Annotated in this window: 6 protein-coding genes; all 6 read left to right on the top strand. The window is 71.7% G+C overall.

The window, feature by feature from the left end; genetic code table 11:
* Window positions 1-759: 759 nt before the first annotated feature.
* The 6 genes from ACQ4L4_RS13435 to ACQ4L4_RS13410 all read left to right on the top strand — a co-directional run bounded on the left by ACQ4L4_RS13435 (window position 760) and on the right by ACQ4L4_RS13410 (window position 18,418).
* Entirely contained in the window at window positions 760-1,494 is a 735-nt protein-coding gene (locus ACQ4L4_RS13435; protein WP_431104690.1) for a response regulator transcription factor, read from the top strand.
* Between the two features lie 23 nt (window positions 1,495-1,517).
* Entirely contained in the window at window positions 1,518-3,167 is a 1,650-nt protein-coding gene (locus tag ACQ4L4_RS13430; protein ID WP_431104689.1) for a FecR domain-containing protein, read from the top strand.
* Complete coding sequence (locus tag ACQ4L4_RS13425; RefSeq protein ID WP_431104688.1) at window positions 3,167-5,119, top strand: CHASE2 domain-containing protein; 1,953 nt, start codon at window positions 3,167-3,169, stop codon at window positions 5,117-5,119. Before ACQ4L4_RS13430 ends, ACQ4L4_RS13425 begins: the two co-directional genes overlap by 1 nt.
* 101 nt (window positions 5,120-5,220) lie before the next feature.
* Entirely contained in the window at window positions 5,221-5,949 is a 729-nt protein-coding gene (gene aqpZ, locus ACQ4L4_RS13420; RefSeq protein ID WP_431104687.1) for an aquaporin Z, read from the top strand.
* A gap of 326 nt (window positions 5,950-6,275) precedes the next feature.
* Complete coding sequence (locus ACQ4L4_RS13415; RefSeq protein WP_431104686.1) at window positions 6,276-14,144, top strand: SdrD B-like domain-containing protein; 7,869 nt, start codon at window positions 6,276-6,278, stop codon at window positions 14,142-14,144.
* A gap of 14 nt (window positions 14,145-14,158) precedes the next feature.
* Window positions 14,159-18,418: an OmpA family protein gene (locus ACQ4L4_RS13410; protein ID WP_431104685.1), complete on the top strand. Its 4,260-nt coding sequence runs from the start codon at window positions 14,159-14,161 to the stop codon at window positions 18,416-18,418.
* Window positions 18,419-19,080: the final 662 nt, after the last annotated feature.

The raw sequence follows: 19,080 nt of genomic DNA, 5'->3' as shown, positions 1-19,080 counted from the left end.
CGACTTTCGGCAAGCCCACTCCCCGGGCTGCCTCAACTGTTCGCAGGGGATGGCCTTGCGCCCGTGAAGATCGAAGTCCGCCGCGCAGGTCAGCACGCGGTCTGCGTCGCTGCTGCGACCTGCAAGAGCGACCAGACGCGGTGTCTCAGGGGGCGCGGTTGAGCGTATGCAGGTCGCGAACTCGAAGCCGCTCAGCTCTGGCGTGTCCAGATCCAGAAGCACCAGGACGGGTGGAGGAGTTCCGCTGACAGAGCCGCTTGCGTGCCGTTGTGGATGGCGCAGATGGCAGGTCCCGTACGCGCCGCTCCTGTAAATCGAGGACCCGCCACGGCCCACTCACCGCAGCCGCTGCAATAGCGCCGCGCTGGCCTCACGGTCCCCAGGTAGGTGACGCACCAAACCACACCGGCCAGGCGGAGGTCGTCGTCATGCTCGATCTCGTAGCCTTCCCAGGCGCCATGGCGAGGATTAAACCGGGATGCGCCATGGCTGCCTCCTGCGAATGGGAGTCTCGACAACTCCGACTTGGCAGGTGCGGCACCCGGCCGCCTCTCGCTATTCCAAGGACTTCGGCGAAACCAAAAATTGGCCCGTCGCCGATGTCCCGGGCGCTTTGCGGATCTTGAGGAATCGCGTGGGAGCCTGCGCGAACGCCGCCATCCAGCGGCCCCAGATCCACATGCCGGGCGTAGACCGCCCACTCGGTCTTGCGCGCCGACGTTCTTGTGCAAAATCCGCCGCCACTAGCAGGTTTAGGGGATGTCACTCATGCAAATCGCGGTTGTGGACGATGACCTCCATCAGCTGGAGCTGCTCTCGCGAGCTGTGGAAACCATGGGGCATGTGAGCCACCGATTCACGGACGGTCAGGGCTTGTTGCAAGCCATGCGACGCAGCACCTTCGACCTTCTGCTCGTGGATTGGGAACTGCCGGACCTGTCCGGAGTCGACATCGTGCAGACACTGCGCGCCGAGGGGGCCGGCATGCCGATCGTGATGGTGACCCATCGCGACGGCGAGCGCGACGTGGTGCAGGGCCTGACCAAGGGCGCCGACGACTACGTCGTCAAGCCGGTGCGCGGTGCCGAGCTGAAGGCGAGGCTGCTGGCCTTGCTCCGCCGCGCCTATCCGGAGCAGGCCACCCTGCAACGCCATGGACCCTACGAATGGAACGCGTCGACGCGCGCCTGGTGCAGGGACGGCGAACCGATCGAGCTCAAGCCACGCGAGTTCGACCTGTGCGTCTGCCTGTTCCGCCAGATCGGGCGGGTGCTGTCGCGGAGCTACCTGATGCAGGCCGTCTGGGGACGGGACGACGAGGTGCCCACGCGCACCCTGGACACCCACATCTCCGCGATCCGGTTGAAGCTGGGTCTTCGCCCGGAACACGGGTATCGGCTGAGCGCCGTGTATGGACACGGCTACCGGCTCGAAGCGCTGGAGGCACAGGAGCGGCAGGACACGCCGGCGCCCGCGCGCGAGGCCGCCCGATGAGGCGGGCGCCGACGAATGCGGTGATGACCGTGTTGATGGCCGCGGTGCTGACGGCGGGCGCGGTGGCCGGGCACGCGCAGGCCGGGGACACCGTGGCGCATGTGGTGCATGTGGTGCAAACGGGCGAATCGCTGTACCGCATCGCGCAGGAGCAACTGGAAGACCCCGCCCGCTGGCCCGAGGTCGCGCGGCTCAATCGCCTCGCGCGCCCGTCGAAGCTGCAGCCCGGACAACGTCTGCTGCTGCCGCTGGCGCTGATGAAGGGCCAGGCCAGCCAGGCCACGGTCGCCTACGTCCGGGGCGGCGTGCTCGCCGACGGCGCGGCGCTGCGCATCGGCGACCGCATCGAGGAGGCCGCGACGCTGACGGTGCCGTCGCAGGGATTCATCAGCGTGACGCTGGCCGACGGCTCGTTGCTGCAACTGCAGTCCGACTCCACGGCCCGCCTGGTCCGCCTGCGCGATCTGCCGCGCGAGACGCGCAATACCCTGATCCAGTTGGATCGTGGCCGGATCGACTTGCGAGTGTCTCCTCAGACGCCGGGCTCGCGCTTCCGGGTCAAGACGCCGCTGGCGACCGCGGGCGTGCGCGGCACGCGATTCGGCGTGACGATGGCGGCGGACGGCGCGCTCACCGCCACCGACGTGATCGAGGGCCTGGTCGCCGTCGGTGCGGTCGCTGCGGTCGGTGCGGCCCCGCCGGGCGCCGCGGAAGCGGAGGTCTCGATCGGGCAGGGCGCCGTCGTGCGTCCCGGCCGGGCGCTGGCGTTGCGGCCGTTGCCGCCCGCGCCGCCCTGGACGGAGGAACTCCGGTTGGAGCAACTGCCCGGCGTGCTGCCGATGGGCGACGTGCGCGACGGACAGCAGGTGCGCGTGGAGATCGCGGAGGACGACGATTTCACCCGGGTGGTCGCGACGCTGCAAGGCAGACCGCCGTTGACGGTCCCGGCGCTGCCCGACGGCCACTACCGGATCCGCGGCCGCCTGCTGGACGCGGAGGGCCTGTTCGGCCTCGAATCCGCGTCGCGCGTGCGCGTCAAGACGCTGCCGCACGCGCCCATCGCGCGCGCGCCCTCCGAGGGTCAGGTCGTGCCGCCCGCGCCGGTGGTGTTTCGCTGCACGGAAGTGCCCGGCGCTCAGGGCTACCTGTTCCAGGTCGCGGAGGAGCCCGGCTTCGAGCGGCTGCTGGCGGAGCGGCAAGTCCCGCCGGACGCCTGCACGTTCACGCTCGGCCCGGTGCCGACGGGGACGCTGTATTGGCGCGTCGCCTCGCTGGCGCCGGAGCCGGACGGCCGTCTCGAACGCGGGCCGTTCAGCGATCGGAGCCGGCTGGAGATCCGTCCGCTGCCGGTGGCGCCAGCGGGCGACGACCTGTCGCTGCAGGGCGACCGTCTCCATTGGGCCGGCGCGGCGGGCAGCCGCTACCGGGTCCAGGTGGCGGCGGATGCCGCGTTCGAGCAGGTCCTGTCCGATGTCGACGTCGACGTGCCGGAAGCGCGCCTGACGCTGCCCACGGGGTGCCGCACGCTGGCCGTGCGACTGCAGGCGATCGATGCGCTGGGGCGCCGATCGGACTTCGGCGCGCCGCGGCTGATCAGCGGCGATGCCGGCCTGTGTACCGAGGACGGCGCGGCGGTCGAGGGCGGCGGCGTCGGCGTGCGCGTCGAGCGCTGATGCGGACCGGCTGGATCGCCGACGGGAACTTCCGTCGCCGGCTCCATGCCCTGGGGTGGGCGCTGTTCCTGGGCATCGTGGCCGGTGCCGGCGCCTTGGGTGTCTCGGGCGGGCTGGGGCGGCTGGACGCCCTCATCACGGACGCCTTCCTGCACTACTCCCCGCGGCCGATCCCGGACGACGTCGTCATCGTCGCCGTGGACGACGCCAGCCTGGCGGCGCTGGGGCGCTGGCCCTGGTCCCGCGACGTCCATGCGCGGCTGCTGGACGTGCTGACGGATTCGGGGAGCCGCGCGGTCGGGCTGGACCTGATCCTCGCCGAGCCGGACCCGGCCCACGATGAGGCGCTCGCCGCCGCCATGCGGCGCCATGGGCGGATCGTGCTGCCGCTGCACTTCGCGCCGGCCCAGACGCATGCCGGCGTGGTGTCGCTGCCGGTGCCCGCGCTGGCCGCCGCGGCCGCCGGACTGGGGCAGCTGCATGTCGACCGCGACGCCGACGGCGCCGTGCGCGCGTTGTTCCTCAGGGAGGGCTTCGGCGACGTGACCTGGGACCATTTCGCCGTGGCCCTGCTCAAGCAGGCACGTCCTTCGCAGGAGGTCCTCGAGCCGGCCCCGGATCCCTCCGCGCGTGCGGACAACGGCCGCTGGCGCCGGGCGGCGCGATTCGTCATCCCGTTCTCCGGGCCGCCCGGCAGCGTCCGGCGCGTGTCCTACATCGACGTGCTGCAGGGCAGGGTGCCCGCGGCGACCTTCAAGGACGCGATCGTGCTGGTCGGCGCCACGGCGGCGGGCCTGACCGACGCCTATCCCACGCCGGTGTCGCGCAATGAGGCGCTCATGCCGGGCGTGGAGATCTCCGCGCAGGCCCTGATCGCGCTGCGCGACGGCCGCTCGCTGCGCGTGCCGACGCGGTGGCAGGGCGCCGTGCTGGCGGTGGCGCCGCTGCTGCTGGCGCTGGCGGTGCTGCGGCGGACGCTGCCGCGCGTGGGGCTGGGTGTGACGCTGGGCCTGATACCGGCGATCGTGGCGCTCGCCTGGGCCTTGCATCACCTGGCCGGAGTCTTGTGGGCGCCGTCGGCGGCGCTGATCGGCGTGGCCTTGGTGATTCCGCTGTGGAGCTGGCAACGGCTGGAGACCGCGATGGCCTACCTGGAGCGCGAGTTCCATCGTGTCCGGGAGCGGCTGCCGCCGCGCGACGGGGCCGTCGCCGCGTCGTCGGGCGGGGACCCGATGGAGCGGCGCATGGCCGCCTTGACGGCGGCGGCGAGCCGGCTTCGTCAACTGGAAGTCCAGCGCCGGCAAGCGGTGGATTTCCTCTCCCATGATCTGCGCGCGCCGCTGTCGGCCACGCTCGCGCTGATCGAGATGGCCGGGCCGGTGGCGGACGCGCGCACGCTCGCGGCGATCGAGGCCCAGACCCGTCGGGCGCTCGCGCTGGCCGAGGGTTTCGTCGATCTGGCCCGAGCGGAGGCGCCGGAGGCGCTGCGGACCACGCCGCTCGATCTGCGCGACGTGGTCGTCGAGGCCATGGACGGTGCCTGGTCCGACGCACGGCAGCGCGGGATCTCGATCGAGAGCGAGGCGCCGGCCGACGACGCCCTCTGCGACGGCGATGCCGCCCTGCTCGTGCGCGCCGTCGGCAATCTGCTCGACAACGCCTTGAAGCATGGCCGCGAGGCCGGCACCGTGCGCTGTGACCTGCGCGCGACCGGCGCGGGCTGGCGCATCGACGTGCGCAGCCAGGGCCAGGCGCTGGCGCCTGCCGTGGCGGCCACGCTGTTCGACCGTTTCATGCGCGCGCCCGAAGGTCGCGCGCCCTCGGCCTCGGGAGCGGGACTGGGCCTGGCCATCGTCCGTTCGGTGGCTCGCCGGCATGGCGGCGACGCCGGCTGGCGCCCCGACGACGACGCGAACGTGTTCTTCATCGAGTTGCCGCGCGCCGCGGACTGACGCTTCAAACGTCAACAATCGTCAGCGGCGCTGGTGCCTCCCGCCGCGCCTTCCTACAGTCCGCCCGCCGCTGTTCCTGCGGCACGAATTGGGAGAAGGCATTGAAAGCGCTCATCGCAGAATTCATTGGCACGTTCTGGCTCGTTCTGGGCGGGTGCGGCAGTGCCGTGCTGTCGGCCACCTATCCGGAATGGGGCATCGGACTGCTCGGCGTCTCGCTGGCCTTCGGCCTCACGGTGCTGACCATGGCGCATGCGGTGGGGCCGGTCTCCGGGGGGCACTTCAATCCGGCGGTGACCGTCGGACTGTGCGTGGCGGGGCGTTTCGAGGCACGCGCCGTGCTGCCCTACATCGGCGTGCAGGTGCTGGGGGCGGTGGTCGCGGCGGCGGTGCTGGCCGTGATCGCCAGCGGCAAGCCCGGTGTCGACCTGGCCGCCGGGGGCTTCGCGGCCAACGGCTACGGCGCGCATTCGCCGGGCGGCTACTCGATGGCGGCGGCCGCGCTGACCGAGGCCGTGCTCACGGCCGGCTTCCTGCTGGTCATCCTGGGGGCGACGACGCGCCAGGCCGCGGCGGGCTTCGCGCCGCTGGCCATCGGCATGGCGCTCACGCTCATCCACCTGATCAGCATTCCCGTCACCAACACCTCGGTGAATCCGGCGCGCAGCTCCGGCGTGGCCCTGTTCTCTGGCGACTGGGCGCTCGGTCAGCTGTGGCTGTTCTGGCTGGCGCCGATCGCCGGTGCCGTGGCCGGCGCGCTGCTCGGCCGGGTGCTGTTCGCCGGGCAGGACCCGCAGCCCGCCCATCCTCCCGCGCCGACGCCACATTGACGCAGCGTCGCGCCGGCTTCTCGCGAGCGCGCGCCTCCGGCCACATTCGCACCGGTCGGCCAGCGTGATGCGTTCGTGAGGACTTGTGGCGGCCCGCCCGCGACGGTCCGCCCGCTCGCGACGACGCATCCGTTGCGCGACGCAACCACCACCGATCGACAACCGATCCGCCGACCACGGCCGCCAGGCCCGGGTTCGCGTGGACCGCTCCTCCGACTTTCAGTCTCAGCACGGACCGGCCCCGCGCCGCCCGTAAAACAACGATGACGTCTGCCCGCGTGTTGAATCCTCTTGCCCGTTGCCGGGCCGCCTTCCGGCGAGCCGCCGTGCTTGTCGGCCTGGGCCTCGGCCTGGCCGGTGCCGCCCAGGCACAGCTGGTGGTGACCGGCATGCCGGACACGCCCGATCCGGTCGCCGCGGGTGGCGTCGTGACCTACGACATCGGCATCGGCGACGCCCTGGGCGTGGCGCGCAACGGCGTGACGGTGAACGTCGCCGTGCCGGCCAACGGGCGCTTCGCCGGCACGGGCACCCTGCCGGCGGGCGTGAGCTGCGCCGGCATGGCGGTTGGCCAGGCGGGACCCGGCACGGTGACCTGCACCGGGATCAACGTGCCGTCGCTGGACGTGACGCATCTGCCGATGCGCGTGCGGTCGACCGCGGCCGGCACGATGACGGTCACGGCCACCGTCGTGGGCGGCTCCTCGCAGAGCGAGACGACCACGGTCAACACCGGCGCGGATCTGGCCCTGTCGATCAACGCACCGGCGTCGGTGGCGGCCGGCAGCACGCAGAACGTGCAACTAACGGTCTCGAACGCGGGGCCCGACGCCTCGCCGTCCTCGACGCTGACCTACAACGTGCCGCCGGGCTTCGCGTTGAGCGCGACACCGGGCGGCTGCTCGCTGTCGGGCAACACGCTCACCTGCACCCTGGGCGCGATCGCCAACGGCGGCAGCACCAGCATCACCGTCACCGGCGTGATCGGCGTGGGCGGCAACTCCACGCTGACGCACTCGGCGGACGTCACCAATGGCGGAGGCGTCGCCGACGGCGACACCAGCAACAACATCGCCAACGCCACTACCGCGGTCACGGCGGGCAGCAGCCTGTCGGTGACGAAGACCAAGTCCGTCGCGGACCCCGTCCAGACCGGGCAGGCCTTCAACTTCCAGTTCAACGTGCGCTACAGCGGGGACTTCCCGTCCGGCGCGCAGCTGACGGACAACCTGCCCGCCAACTTCTGCGCCGTCGCACCCGCGACCTTCAGCAGCGGCGGCTGGACCTGCACCGCCTCCAGCACCTGTCCCTCCGCGGGCGGAACGCTGAGCTGCACCCGCGGCGGCACCGGCAGCGCGGGCAGCAACGTCTCGCTGGGCACCATCAGCGCGCCGATGCAGGCGCTGACCAGCGGCGTGGGCATCGTCAACACCGCCACGGCCAGCGCCACCGGCGTGTCGCCGGTCAACGGCTCGGTGAACACGACGGTGATCGACCCCGCCGCGGACCTGCGCGCCAACAAGGCCAAGAGCTGGCCGCAGGCCGCGGTGCCGGTGAACCAGGCGTTCAACTACACGATCTCGACGACCAACCTCGGCCCGAGCGCGATCCCGACCAGCGGCACCATCACGCTGACCGACACGGTGCCGGCCAACCTGCGGGTCAACAGCATCGCGGCGCCGGCGGGCTTCACCTGCCTGTCCTCGGGCGGCGCCAGCTTCCCGCAGGCCGGCCCGGTGACCATCACCTGCACCAGCGCCAACGTGGCGCTGGCGGTCAACGCCACGACCTCGAACGTCACCATCAACGCGCAGGCCACGGCCGCGGGCGGCACGCTGACCAACCAGATGTGCGTGGGCTCGGCCAACGCGCCAGCGGACAACGTGTCCGCCAACGACTGCGCCAGCGTCGGCGTGAACCCGCAGGCCAATGCCGCGCAGGCCGACGTGTCGGTGCTCAAGCGCGTGGTCGGACTGGGCGACGCCGCGGGCAACCGCCAGGAGGCCGGCTCCCCGATCACCTGGGAGATCGAGGTTGTCAACGCCGGTCCGCAGACCGCCACCGGCGTCGCGGTCACCGACACCGTCAACAACGTCTTCAACGCCAACGCGAGCCAGTATGCGCTGGCCACGGTGGCCGGCAGCGCCACGCTGGGCAGCTGCAGCCTCGCGCCGTCGGCCTCGGCGGTGTCGCTGAGCAACTGCACGATCGCGAGCCTTCCGGTCTGCACCGCCGGCGTCGACTGCCCGCGGTTGCAGATCACGGTGCGCCACTTCGGCGACGGCACCGCCTCGGACAACCCGTTCACCGCGACCAACACGGCGTTCGCGCTGGCCCAGAACGAGGCCGATCCCGACCTCGCCAACAACAACGCCAACAACAACACGCCCGCCACGGCCTACTTCATCGCTCGCGCCGACGTGGCGGTCAGCAAGACCGACAACCCCGATCCGGTGTCCGCCGGCCAGCTGCTGACCTACACGATCACCGCCAGCAATCCGGCCGCCACCAGCGGCAGCCGCGCCTTCAACGTCGCCATCGACGACAGCCTGCCGGCCGGCCTGGTGTACCTGTCGGCCACCGCCAACGGCGGCGGCAGCTGCACGACCACGCCCGTGGCCGGCACCACGACCGGCCCCGGCAACGACACGCTGATCTGCGGCTGGAGCTCCATCGCGCGCGGCTCGCAGCAGACGGTGACGGTGCGGGTGCGCGCCACCGCCGCGCTGGCCGCGGCCCTGGGCGGCAGCGGCGCCATCACCAACACGGTGACCGTGTCGACGTCCACGCCCGAGATCGCCGGCGGCGCCGCCAACAACACCGCGACGCAGAGCACCACGGTGACCGCGCCGTCCTACGACCTGATCGTCAACAAGACCGATGACGTGGACCCGGTCAGCGTCGGCGACAACGTCACCTACACCATCACCGTCACCAACAACGGCGCGTCGACCGCCGAGAACGTGGTCCTGACCGACACCCTGCCGTCGACGGCGGGGGCGCCGACCTTCGTGGCCCTGGTGACGCCGCTGCCCGCGGGCGTGAGCTGCAACACCTCGGGGGTCACCGTCGGCGCGGCCGGGGGCAGCATCGGCTGCACCATCGCCAGCCTGGGCGGCACCGGCGGCGGGTCCACCGGCGAAGGCAATTCGGTCCAGGTCCGCGTGCGCCTGCAGGGCGCCGACAAGGGCACCTTCTCGAATGCCGCCTCGGTGCGCTTCGCCAGCGCGGCGCAGGACGCCTTCGATCCGCAGGCCAACAACAGCGTCTCGGAGCCGACCACCTTCCGCTACAAGGCCGACGTGCAGGCCCTCGACAAGGCGGCCGTGATCGCCGGCACCACCACGCCGCTGAGCGCCATCGCGCAGGGCCAGGCTTTCGACTGGCTGATCCACGTGCGCAACAACGGCCCGCAGGCGGCCGAGATCACCAGCATCGGCGACACGCTGCCCGCGGGTCTGCAACTGGCCGGCGCGCCGGCGCTGACGGTGACCGCCGGGACCTTCACGCCCGCAGCGCCGACCTGCACCGGCACGGCCGGCGGCACGGGCACGACCTGCGCCATCGCCAGCATGCCCTCGGGCGGTGCGGCCACGCTGCGCATCCCGGTGCAGCTGAGCGGCAATCCGGCCAACGGCACGGTGCTGACCAACACCGTCTCCATCGTGACCACCGGCTCCGGCGACACCAACGGCGGCGCCGACCCGGCGGCCGGGAACAACTTCGCCAGCGGCTCGATCACCGTGCAGACCTCGACGCTGTCGGGCCGCGTCTACGAAGATGTCAACGGCAACGGCCAGGCCGACGCGGGTGAGCCCGGCATCGCTGGCGTGACGCTGACGCTGGGCGGCACCGACAGCCTGGGCAATCCGGTCACGCGCACGACCACGACCGACTCGAACGGCAACTGGAGCTTCTCCGTTCCCGCGGGCGCCTACACCGTCACCGAGGCGCAGCCCGCCAGCTACCTGCCGGGCATCACGCGCGCCGGCAGTGCCAGCGGCGTCGGCAGCACCGCCGGCAGCGTGCCGGCCGGCGGGGCGGGGGTGGTCAGCGGCCCCAACGGCTCGAACGCCAACGTGATCCAGACCATCGTACTGGGCGCGGGCGGCAGCTCGACGGGCAACCTCTTCGGCGAAGTGCATGCCGCGTCCCTGGCGGGCCGCGTCTACCAGGACGCCGACTACAACGGGGCCTATACCGCGGGCGAGCCCGGCATCGCGGGCGTGACGCTGCAGCTCATCGGCACCGACCTGCAGGGCAACGCCGTCAACACCAGCACGACCACCGCGGCCGACGGCAGTTACGGCTTCGCCAACCTGCTGCCGGGCAGCTACACGGTGATCGAGCCGACGCAGCCCGACGGCTTCGCCGATGGCGGCGAAACGGCCGGCACGGCCGGCGGCAGCACCACCGTCAACGACCGCATCGGCGGCATCACGCTGGGCAGCAACACCGCCGCGACCGGCAACAACTTCGGCGAGCGCCTGACGCGCGTCAGCGTGCGCGTCTTCGAGGACGCCGACAACGACGGCGTGCCCGCCACGGGCGACGCCGGCATCACCGGCGTGACGCTGCACCTGACGGGCACGTCCGCCACCGGCACGCCGGTGGACATCGTGGCCACGCCGGTCGCCGGCCAGCCGGGCCGCTACGAGTTCCTCAACGTGCCGCCCTCGGCGGCCGGCGGCTACGCGATCACCGAGACGCAGCCGTCGACCTACGCACCGGGCAAGGCCAACCCGAACGGCAACGCCGGCGCGGCGCAGCCGGGCGGCAACGTCGTCCAGGGCGTGTTCATCCCGCTCAGCGGCACGCCCGCCGCGCTGGGCGACTATCTCTTCGGCGAGCTCACCAGCAGCCAGATCCGCGGCCGCAGCTTCTACGACCGCGATGGCGACGGCAGCCAGGGCGCGACGGCCACCGAGCCCGGCATTCCGGGCGTGAGCGTCACGCTGAGCGGCACCGATGCGAACGGCACTCCGGTCTCCGCGACGACGACCACCGACGCGAGCGGCGACTACGTCTTCAACAACATCGCCCCCGGTACCTACACGCTGAGCGAGACGCGTCCGGCGGGTTATCTGCCCGGCCTGACGCGGGCGGGCACGGTGACGGGCGCCGGATCGACCGCGGGCAGCGTGCCCACCGTCGGCGCGGGCGTCAGCGCGGGTCCGAACGGCTCCACCGCGCCGGTGGTGCAGAACATCCGCCTCGGCGCTCCGGGCTCGAGCTCGAGCGGCAACAACTTCGCGTCGGTGCGCGCGGCCTCGCTGGCCGGGCACGTCTATGCCGACATCGCGCCGGCCAACGGCCAGCGTGATGCGGGCGAGCCGCCGATGCCCGGCGTCACGGTCACCGTGACCGGCACGGACTTCCTGGGACGCGCGGTCTCCGTCGCGCTGACCACCGCAGCCGACGGCGGCTATGCGGCCACCGGGCTGCTGCCGGGCAACTACCAGATCGACGAGACCCAGCCCGCCGGCACCGGCGACGGTCCCGAGCACCTGGGCGGCATGAACGGCAGTCCGCGCGGCGTGGCCAACCCGGGCGGCGCGAACGACCGGTTCGGGGGCATCGCGCTGGCGTCGGAAGAGGCCGGCACGGACTACGACTTCGGCGAGCGCGGCGGCCAGATCACCGGCCACGTCTACGCCGACAGCAACGGCAACGGCCGACGCGACGCGGGCGAGCCGCCGATCGCGGGCGTCGCGCTGACGCTCACCGGCACCAGCGCGGGCGGGCTGCCCGTGAGCATCGCCGCAGTCACCGGCGCGGACGGCCAGTACCTCTTCGACGGCGTGCTGCCCTCGGACGCCGCCGGCTACGTCATCGCCGAAACGCAGCCTCTCACCTACGCCGATGGCGGCGAGACGATCGGCCGCCTGGGCGGCGCGACCACCGGCGTGACGAGCGGCAACGACCGCATCGGCGGCCTGGTCTACACCGGAGGCGCCGGCGACGGTTACGACTTCGGCGAGCTGGGCGCCTCGATCGCGGGCAGCGTCTTCAACGACGCCAACGGCAACGGCAGGCGCGACGCCGGCGATCTGCCGCTGGCGGGCGTGACGGTGACGCTGGCCGGCACCGACGCCACGGGGCAGGCGGTGAGCCGCACCGCGGTGACGGCGCGCGACGGCAGCTACCGCTTCGCCGATCTGCCGCTGGACAACGGCGCGGGCTACACGATCGTGCAGTCGCCGGTGCCCAGCTCCACCCACGCCGGCGAGACGCCCGGCTCGCTGGGCGGCAGCGTGCCGGCCGCGCGCCAGCTCAACGTCAGGCTGCCCGGCGTGGCGGCCCAGGGCACGGCCTACGACTTCTTCGAGCGCTCCACCGCGCCCGCGGCGGTCAGCGGCCGGGTCTGGCGCGACACCGACCACGACCGTCAGGCCGACGGCGGCGAACCCGCCGTGGCCGGATGGACCGTGGAACTGGTGGCCTGCGCCGACGGCGGCACCGCCTGCGCCAACAGCGGCGCGCTGGTGCTCGACACCCGCACCACCGCGGCCGACGGTGGCTATCGATTCGACAACGTCGTGCCCGGCCCGTACCAGGTGCGCTTCCGCGACGCGCAAGGCCGGCTCGTCGGCGGCACGTGGCCCACCGATCCGACGCTCAACGGCGCGGGCGGCGCGTTCCCCACCGTCTCCGGCATGGCGCCACGCGGCTGGATCCCGCTGACCGTGACCGCGGGCGCCGCGGTGGTCAACCAGGACCTGCCGCTTGATCCGGGCGGTGTGGTGTACGACAGCCTGAGCGCCGAGCCCATCCCCGGCGCGGTGGTGACGCTGGTCGGTCCTGCGGGGTTCGATGCGGCCACGCAGCTGCTCGGCGGCAACGCCGCGCTGACCACCGGTCCGGACGGCGCGTACCAGTTCTTCCTGCTGCCCGGCGCGCCGGCCGGCGCCTATGCCGTCACGATCACGCCGCCGGCCGGCTACCTGCCGTCGGTGACCTATCCGGCGGCGGCCGGTCCGCTCGACGCGCTGAACTGCAGCGCGCCGGGCACCGCCATCACCCGCAGCAGCGAGGCCTGCGTCATCAGCGCGGCCGCGTCGCCGGCGGCCGGTCCGGCGGCCCCGTACTTCCTGAGCTGGCAGTCGGGCGGCGCCGCGCGCCAGGTGGTCAACAACCACATCCCGCTGGACCGCGAGGGCAGCGGCACGGCCATCGAGCTGCGCAAGACCACGTCCAAGCTGACCGTGAAGAAGGGCGAGCCCGTGCCTTACGTGATCACCGCGCGCAACGCCAGCAGCGGCCCCATCGGCAACGTCGCGTTGCTGGACACGCTGCCGCCGGGCTTCAAGTACCTGGACGGATCGCTGACGGTGCAGACCCTGCCGGCGGGGCCGGTGGTGACGGTCAAGCCGACCGTCGTCGGACGGCAGCTGACGCTGGCCGACCAGACCTTCCTGCGCGGCGAGACCAAGCGCATCTCGATGGTGCTGGCGGTGGGCGTCGGCGTGGGCGAGGGCCAGTACGTCAACACGGTGGTGGCCACGCAGGGCATCGCGGGACGGGTGTTGTCCAACACGGCCAGCGCCTCGGTCCGTGTCGTGCCGGACGCGCTGTTCGACTGCACCGACGTGATCGGCAAGGTCTACGACGACCGCAACGCCAACGGCGTCCAGGATGAGGGCGAACCCGGCATCCCGAACGTGCGCGTGGCCACGGTCAACGGCCTGCTCGTCAGCACCGACGCCGACGGCCGCTATCACATCGCCTGCGCGGCGGTGCCCAAGGAGGGGACCGGCAGCAACCTGGTGCTCAAGGTCGACGAACGCACGCTGCCCTCGGGCTATCGCGTGACGACCGAGAACCCGGCCGCCGAGCGCGCCACGCGCGGCAAGGCGCTGAAGGTCAATTTCGGCGCGACCGTGCACCGCGTCGTGCGCCTGGACCTGAAGGCGGCCGCCTTCGTCGAGGGTCAGGTCGTGCTGCTGCCGGCCTACGAGACGCGCCTGGCCCAGACCATCGCCGCCCTGGTGGAGCGTCCGTCCATCCTGCGCCTGGCCTATCAGCCGGCGCCGGACGAAGCGCGCGAGCTGGGCGACGCCCGCGTCGCCGCGATGCGGGCCGCGCTGCTCGACCGCTGGCGCGAACTTGGGAAGTCGATGCGCCGGTCGCAGGACCGGGCGCTGTTCAACCTGGACATCGAGGTCGAGCGCGTGCCGGCCTTGCTCAACCGCTGATGCAGGGGCGCCCCATGACCACGTCCTTGTCCACGACCTTCATCTGTGCCACCCGCATGACTCGCTCCACCTTTCCCCGCGCGGCCCTCGCCAGCGCCGCGGCCGCCGCCTGCCTGGCCATCGGGCTGCCGGCCTCGGCCGCCGACGCGAGCAGCGACGACGGCAGCTGCCGCGCCGACGCGCGCGGCCGCTTCAGCGACCGATGCCAGGCCGACCGGCGCGCCGTCGAGATCGACGGACGCGACCATCTCCCCGCGTCCGGCGAGCGCGAGCTGCCCAAGCTCACCGTGATCCTGGGCGATCCACGTGCCTTGCAGGAGCGGCTCGAGGAGGAAACACGCAGCGTCCCCGGCGCCGTACGGCCGCGCGAGGAATCGCACACGCCGCATTTCGATTCCGGCGAGGACCTGCTCAAGCCGGAGGACAAGGCCAGGCTCGACGCCATCGTGGCGCAGGTGCGCGGCCGCGAGGGCCTGCGCTTCGAGATCGTCGGCCACACCGACGTGCAGCGCATCAAGCCTGAGCTGCGTCCGCGTTTCCCCGACAACCATGCGCTCGGCCTGGCCCGCGCGGAGCAGGTCGGCCGCTACCTGACGCAGCAGCTGGGATTGCCGGCGAGCGCCTATGCGGCGGACTCGCGCGGACCGGATGAGCCGCTGGCCTCGCCGCCGCAGGACCGCGCCAACTGGTCCGCCAACCGGCGCGTCGAGGTGCGCGTGTACTGGCGCGAGACCGCGCCGGCGCAGGTGGAGACGACGTCGAGCGTCAAGCTCGTGGATCCGACCGCTTGCGGCATGCTCACGCCCTACGCGAACGACGACGCCGCGCTGCGCCTGACCATCGACGGTCAGCCGGTGGTCGGCGCGGACAGCGCCAGTGCCGACCGCCAGCGCTGCATCGACGTGCGGCTCGAGCGCGACCACCTGCGCCTGCAGTACGACAACCTGTCGCAGCCCAGGCGCCTCAATGGCACGGCCTGGCCCGCGACCGCGGTGCCGGGCGACACGGTGCGCTTCAGCGGCTACAGCAACTACCGGCCGTATCTGATGCGCGCGGAGCTGAGGCTGTTCGGCACCGACGGCGACATGCGCCCGCAACTGCTGGCCACCGTGCCGCTGGATGGCGAGCTGCGCGCGCAGTGGACCGTTCCCGCCGAGTGGGCGCAAGGACCGCTGGCGCGGCGCAAGCTCTACTGGCGCGTGCGGGTCTACGACGGGTCGGGGCGCTTCGACGAGACCGAGGACATCCCGCTCGCGCTGGCCGATCGCCATGCGCCGACCGGCGAGCGCGAACCCGACGCGGCGCAGCGCCTGCTGGCCGGCTACGGCGAGAGCCGGCTGGCCGTCGCCAACATCCCGATCGCGGGCGGCACCGTGACGGCCAGCGGGGAGGGCATCGCGCCGGGAGAACAGGTGCGCGCGCTCGGATTCGCGGTGCCGGTGGATACGCAAGGCCGGTTCGTGATGCAGCAGCTGGTGCCGCGACGCGTGCAGACCGGCGAGATCGCGGTGCGCGGGACCGATGGCCACGAGCGCATCTATCGCCGGGACTTCGAGTTGCCGCGGCGCGATTTCTTCTTCGTCGGCCAAGCGGACCTGACCGTCGGCCGCGATCGCACCGCCGGCCCGGCCGCGCTGGTGACGCAGGAGCGCAACCGCTACAACAACGACACCTGGACCGAGGGCCGGCTGGCCTTCTACGGCAAGGGCATGCTGGACGATCGTTGGACCTTGACCGCCAGCCTGGACACCGAGGAGCGGCCGCTCGGCGAGTTGTTCCGCAACCTGGATCGCAAGGACCCGACGTCGCTGTTCCGGCGGATGGATCCGGTGGACAGCTGGGGCACCTTCGGCGACGACTCCACCAGCATCGAGGATGCGCCCACCCAGGGACGCGTGTACCTGCGCGTGGACGACGGCCGCTCGCAGGCGCTGTGGGGCAACTTCAAGCTCAACCTGGGCGCGGACAACACGCTGGCGCAGGTCAACCGCGGGTTGTACGGTCTGAAGGGCCACTACGTCGGCGAGGACGCGACCAGTTTCGGCGATGCGCGCGTGACCCTGGACGTCTACGCGGCCGAACCCGGCACGCTGGCCGCGCGCGAGGAATTCCGCGGCACCGGCGGCTCGCTGTACTACCTGCGCCACCAGGACGTGAGCCGCGGCGCCGAGAAGGTCTGGCTGGAGATCCGCGACCGCGACTCCGGCTTCGTCCTCCAGCGTCGGGCGCTGATCCCGGGCAGCGACTACGACGTCGACTACCTGCAGGGTCGCGTGCTGCTGACCTCGCCGCTGCCCAGCCTGGCCGACAACGGGCTGCTGGTGCGCGCCGGCGGGCTCAGCGGCCAGCCGGCCTACCTGGTGGTGGACTACGAGTACACGCCGCTGTCGGGCGATCTGGACACGCTGGCCCTGGGCGGTCGCACCGCCTGGTGGGTCACCGACGGCGTGCGCGTCGGCGTCACCGCGGCGAAGCAGCGCCAGACCGGTGGCGACCAGCGTCTGGGCGGCGTCGACCTGCTGTTGCGCCAGAGCGAGAACACCACGCTGAAGATCGAGGCCGCGCGCAGCGACGGTCCCGGCATCGGCACGACGACGTCGCTGGACGGCGGCTTCGGGTTCTCGCAGAACACGCTGGCCGGGGACACGCGCGGCGCGAACGCCTGGCGCGTGGAGGGACAGGCGGATCTGGTCGACCTCGGCGTCGCGAAGAGCGGCCATGTCGGCGCCTATGCGCAGCTGCGGGAGGCCGGCTTCTCGGCGCCCGGGCAGGTCGCGTCCAACGAGACGCGGCAGGCCGGCGCCACCGTGAGCGCGCCGGTGGGCGAGCGCACCGAGGTCCGCCTGAAGGGCGACCACAAGGACGAGCTCAACGGCTACAACACCGATGCCGGCGAGGTCCAGGTGGTCACGCGCGTCGACGAGCACTGGACCGTCAGCGCCGGCGTGCGCGCCGACCGCAAGTCCACCGACACGGTCAACACCTCGCCCTTGCTGCCGGGCTCGGGCGCGGTCACCGGCGAGCGGTCGGATGCGGCCACGCAGGTCGACTACGACAGCGGTGAAGGCTGGGGCGTCTACGGCTTCGGTCAGAAGACGCTGGAGCGCACCGGCACGCGACAGGACAACGACCGCCTGGGCGCGGGCGCGCGCTACCGGCTCAACGACAAGCTGACGCTGCGCGGCGAGGCCTCGGGGGGCGACGGCGGCGCGGCCGGCAAGGCAGGGGTCGACTACCAGTACGACGACCGCTCCAACGTCTACGTGACCTATGCGCTGGACACCGGTCGCACCGACGAGACGCTGAACGCGCGCGGCGGCACGCTGGTGGGGGGCATCAAGTCGCGGCTGGCGGACGGGCTGAGCGCCTATACCGAGCACAAGCAGAGCACCGGCACCCTGAGCGGCCTGACGCATGCCTACGGCGTGCAGTACGCGCCGGACGATCGCTGGACCTTTGGCGTCAGCGCCGAAACCGGCCGGCTGGAGGCCGAGAACGCGGGACAGACCGACCGCGACGCCGCGGGGTTCAGCGTCGGCTTCGTCGATGCGTCCCTGAAGTACGCCGGCGGCGTCGAGTACCGGCGCGATCGCAGCAACACGGACACCCGCCGCAGCTGGTTGCTGAAGAACTCGGTCAGCGTGCAGGACGGTCCGAACGCCCGCTGGCTGGGCAAGCTCAACTGGGCCGACAGCGACAGCGCGGTCGGTGCGCTGGCCGCGGCAAAGTACACCGAGGCGGTGCTGGGGTATGCCTTCCGGCCGGTGAGCAACGACAAGCTCAACCTGCTGCTCAAGTACACCTACCTGTACGACCTGTCGTCGCCGGGGCAGGTGAGCACGACCGACGTGACGCAGACGACGATCAGCACCACCGGCATCGACTACCAGCAGCGCAGCCAGGTGGCGGCCGTGGATGCGACCTACGACCTCAGCGCGCGTTGGACCATCGGCGGCAAGCTGGCCTGGCGCGTCGGCGAGCTGCGTCCCAGCCGGGACGACAGCGCGCCGTGGTTCAAGAGCAGCGCACAGCTGGCGATTGCCCGCGTGGACTGGCAGGTCGTGCGGCAGTACGACTGGCTGCTGGAACTGCGCATGCTGCGCGCGGGCGAACTGAGCGAGCGCAAGACCGGCCTGCTCACTGCCGGCTACTACCACGTGAACGAGAACCTCAAGGTGGGCGTGGGCTACAACTTCACCGACTTCTCGGACGACCTGACCGACCTGAGCTATCGCAGTCGCGGGGTGTTCCTGAACATCCTGGGGAAGTTCTGAACGGGACGGTCCCAGATCTGAAGAGCCACACCCCCAGCCAGGTGAGGTGTGGCAATGGAAAGAAGAGAGACGTATCGGCAACTGAGCCCCGACCTGCCGGGGACCATTGCGTTCAGGCAGGTGAGTAGCTTTCGCATGCAGGCGACCAGTGCGACCTTGGGCAGCGCTTTCGTCATCTACGCTCAGTCTCGTCCTAGCGATGTCCCGCACGTACCCGGAGCACGAGTTGCCCCTGATGGCGGTGCTTGGCCCGGTCGGATGTAGGCCCTGGAGTGTTGTCGAGTTGCGCGGGCGCATCGAACTCGTCCTGATACGGATCTCGGGTGATCAAGCTGAGGATGTCGGAAGACCGCGAACCCTCCTGCTACCCGATGTTCACTCCCTCGTCGCGCTTTTTTGGACGAGCCGGTGGCTTTCGATACAACCATTGAAATTGCCTGCCTGATGTCACACCGGGTGCTTGGCGGTTCAACCGGGTAGCAGGGGTGATGGTGGCGGAGGAGCCGAACACGCTGGGGACAGCCCATATCCTGCAGTTCGAATCTGGCAAGACATGCGTGCTGTCGCCACATGGAACCGCCATGGAAGCACTGAGCGCGGTGCGTTCGATCTTTGGACCCGGAACTGATCGACGCGGCCGGCCGCCACCGACCCGTGATTGA

This window comes from Roseateles noduli (assembly GCF_050626985.1).
In the GTDB taxonomy this organism is placed as follows: Bacteria; Pseudomonadota; Gammaproteobacteria; order Burkholderiales; family Burkholderiaceae_C; genus Roseateles; species Roseateles noduli_A.
Note: the sequence above shows the minus strand (reverse complement) of the source record. Positions and strands in the feature narration are given on the sequence as shown.